The 3,027-nt window shown below is 63.3% G+C and carries 2 protein-coding genes; both read right to left on the bottom strand.

Annotated features, from left to right (window positions below):
* Positions 1 to 960 (bottom strand): amidohydrolase family protein (locus VBE63_RS26640; protein ID WP_323686023.1); only part of this gene is annotated, 960 nt, incomplete at its 3' end.
* A 60-nt stretch (positions 961 to 1,020) separates the two neighbouring features.
* The gene (locus VBE63_RS26635) at positions 1,021 to 2,751 is read right to left on the bottom strand and encodes an aconitase family protein (protein WP_323686022.1); all 1,731 of its coding nucleotides are present in this window, start codon (positions 2,749 to 2,751) and stop codon (positions 1,021 to 1,023) included.
* Between the last annotated feature and the right edge of the window lie 276 nt (positions 2,752 to 3,027).

Genomic DNA, 3,027 nt, shown 5'->3' with positions numbered 1-3,027 from the left:
CTGCGTCGGCGTTTTGCCCCACAGCCGGCGCACCGTCTCCGTCTCAGCCTTGCCCTGTGAGAGATGAATGTGCAGCCCGGTTCCTAGTTCCCGTGCGCCATCTGCCAGTGCGCGCAAGGTGGCCGGGGTATGGGTGTCACAGGCATGCGGTGAGAGCATGGGCTGAATCCGCCCCTCCCCTTTGCCCATATGCGCCTTGCAGAACCCGAGATTGCGCGCAATCTCTGCCAGCGTATCGGGCTCGCTGTGGTGCAGTACCTGATCCTCACTGCGGAACCAGATGTCGAACAGACGCTCGATGCCGGGAATCATCGCGCCCGGATAGCCGCGCGCTCCCAGATGCACCGCCTGCCGCACATAGGCCTCGGCCTGGCGCAGGCTGAGGCTCATCTCCACCTGGGTGGTGCAACCGGAGCGCAGCAGCTCGGCCAGATTGAGCGCAGTCAGTGCATCCAGTTCATCATCTGCCAGGCGCTCCACCAACTCGAGTGGCCGTCGGTAGGAGCGCGGGTTTTCGATGATGCCGCGCGTGGGCGTGGCGCTGCAGCAGTGGGTATGCCCGGATATGAAGCCCGGCAGCAGAATATCCCCGGGGAGCGACAACCGCTTGGCCGGTGCGCGCAGCGGCGCCTCACCCTCGGCGCGCACCGCCTCGATCAGGCCATTGCGCACCAGCACCAGGGCATTGCGCTGCAGCTTCAGCGTGCCCTCGACTTCGGCAAGCACCCAACCGGCCTCGATCAGCCAGTCACCTGCCATCGGCGAGGGTGCAGGCGGCTGCACAGCCGGGGCCTGCGCACGAGCCAGAGGCACACCGGCGGCAGCGCCACCCAGCGCCAGCGCCTGCAAGAGACTGCGGCGTGACAGCCCGTGCCCGGGTGAGACGGCGTTTGTCTGCGCGTCGATCTGCTTATCGGCCAGCGAGCCGAGGACAGGCCTCCTGGTGGATCGATGTGACATGGGCATACCCCGTTCAACAAGGCAAGAGGATCAGTCTACACCGCCGCGCCTGAGGCCTGGTCATGTGGGCCCGGGCGAGCCGGGAACCAACCAGACAGGCGGGCCACCGGGCACACGCCCACCGACCGCAGCTTCAACACAGCTGGCGAGGCTACCCAAACGCGCGTGAACACCCGAGAGCCCATGCGCGTAATGCGCGTATTTTCCCGAGTTGGTCATCAACCCGGTGGTGCCGGGTGGGAAAACCGGCTCGCGGATCGAACACCAACAGAGATCGGGCACAAGCTGCACTCCGGCACCCTCAAGATTCTCGAGCAAGCCTTCGCTGCGCACCGTTCGCATCACGTCACGGCCTATGGTTACGATCATCCGCGTACCAGGACGGCAGCGCCTGCCGGCAAAGAGCGCAATGATCTGGCGCACCTCCGCCAGTGACACATGTGGGCTACCGATCGCTACCAGATCGATGTGTGTCTGGCCGCGATTGAGCTCACGCCAGGCATCAGCAAGCTCAGACCTGGTAATTCGGCGGGATGGCGCGGTCGCAGCCGGCACCATCCCGGCTTCAGGGGTATGCCCGCGAATGTGCAACATGGGCGCACCTGAGGTGGTGCCAAATGCGGCGCACAGCGCCTTGAGATCGTCCGGTGTGGGCTGCAACGTTTCCAGACCGATCAGCAGCGGTATCTGGTCTGGCGAATGCTTGCCCGCCAGCCAGCCCACCAGCGGCCACAGGCTTTCATCACTCTGCAGGCCGTCGAGCTCGAAGGCCAGGACAGTCCGCGCAATACGCCCGGCGTCTTGATACACACCCGCAGCCGGCGCTCTGCCCGTAATGGCGATGAACAGATCCAGATAATCAGGGTGCTTGGGCGTGCGCGCTGCCAGCACACTATTGGCGTAAATCACAGCATTGGACTCAGACCAGCCTAGGCACTCCCCCGACCGGGGTGGATCGTCCAGCAGATAGGGCGCGCAACTGAAGGTGGGCCGGGCACCCATCGCGACATAGGCATCGGCCAGCCGGCTGGCGCGCCCACCAAAATCTGGCGACACACCCTGATTGCGCCAGTTTTCGCGATCCACTGAAATCGCATTGATCGTGGTGGGTATAGCCACACGAGCGCCCAGCCCAGCCATCCTTTCAGCGAAAATCAGGTTGGCATCGTGGGCAAGAATACAACCATCAATGTGACCGCGCGTAACATCGATCAGCGCATCGACACCATAGGCAGCAGCCATCTGACAGACGACTTCCATGGCAACCTGCGCGGCCGGACCCATTTCCCCCGCCAGCAGCGCCTGGTCGCGCTCAGAAAGCCTGAGCTCGGCTTGCCAGGCAGGATGCAGGTCGATCTGCAGTCCGGCGGCGACCAGCCTGTGCTGCCTGAGCTGGACAGTATGCTCGCGCGCCAGCCGCTGGTAGTGCGCAGTGCACAATCGGAGTACGGGTACCGGCCGATCAAACAGGCGGCCACACACCAGGGCGCCCAGGGTCAACACCTCCTCTGCTTCACAAAACACCAGAGCCGCAGGCGCCAGACCGTTGAGTGACAGCTGCAACAACACGCCACTGCCACTGCAAGAGCCACGCGATGTGGGCATGAGCAGAATTTTGCCCGCAACATTGGAGCCGTAATCAGGATGGTGCACATCAATGATCTGCCCGGTCTGTGGGTCAACACCGCCCCAAAAGCTCAGGCCCTCTGCGCATACGAGCACCGGCCCCTCCCCCTCACCGGGGCACAACTGCACGTCGCGCAGCGCACTGTGATCTGATTCGGCATTCAAGGCTTTTCTTCCATGCAGGGCTCCTTCCAGAAACGAAAAAGCTGTGTAACAGGCCCCAACAGCGACGACCAATGTGCAGGCGCCTCACCTGCTGTATGGCAATCCTGATCGTACCCCGGTACCTCAGGCAAGCCAGACTCAGCCAGATCTCAGTTTACAGGCATGGGCCGCACTCTCAATGACAGCGACCAACCCTAAAGGAGGTGATCCAGGGCATCTGCTCAAGACGCGGCCTGTACCAGCTCACCGCATATGGCGATCTGCCTCGGTAGACCT

Origin of the sequence: Lamprobacter sp. (genome assembly GCF_034860625.1) — a bacterium.
Lineage (GTDB): Bacteria > Pseudomonadota > Gammaproteobacteria > Chromatiales > Chromatiaceae > Lamprobacter.
This window is presented reverse-complemented; position numbering and strand designations above follow the sequence as displayed.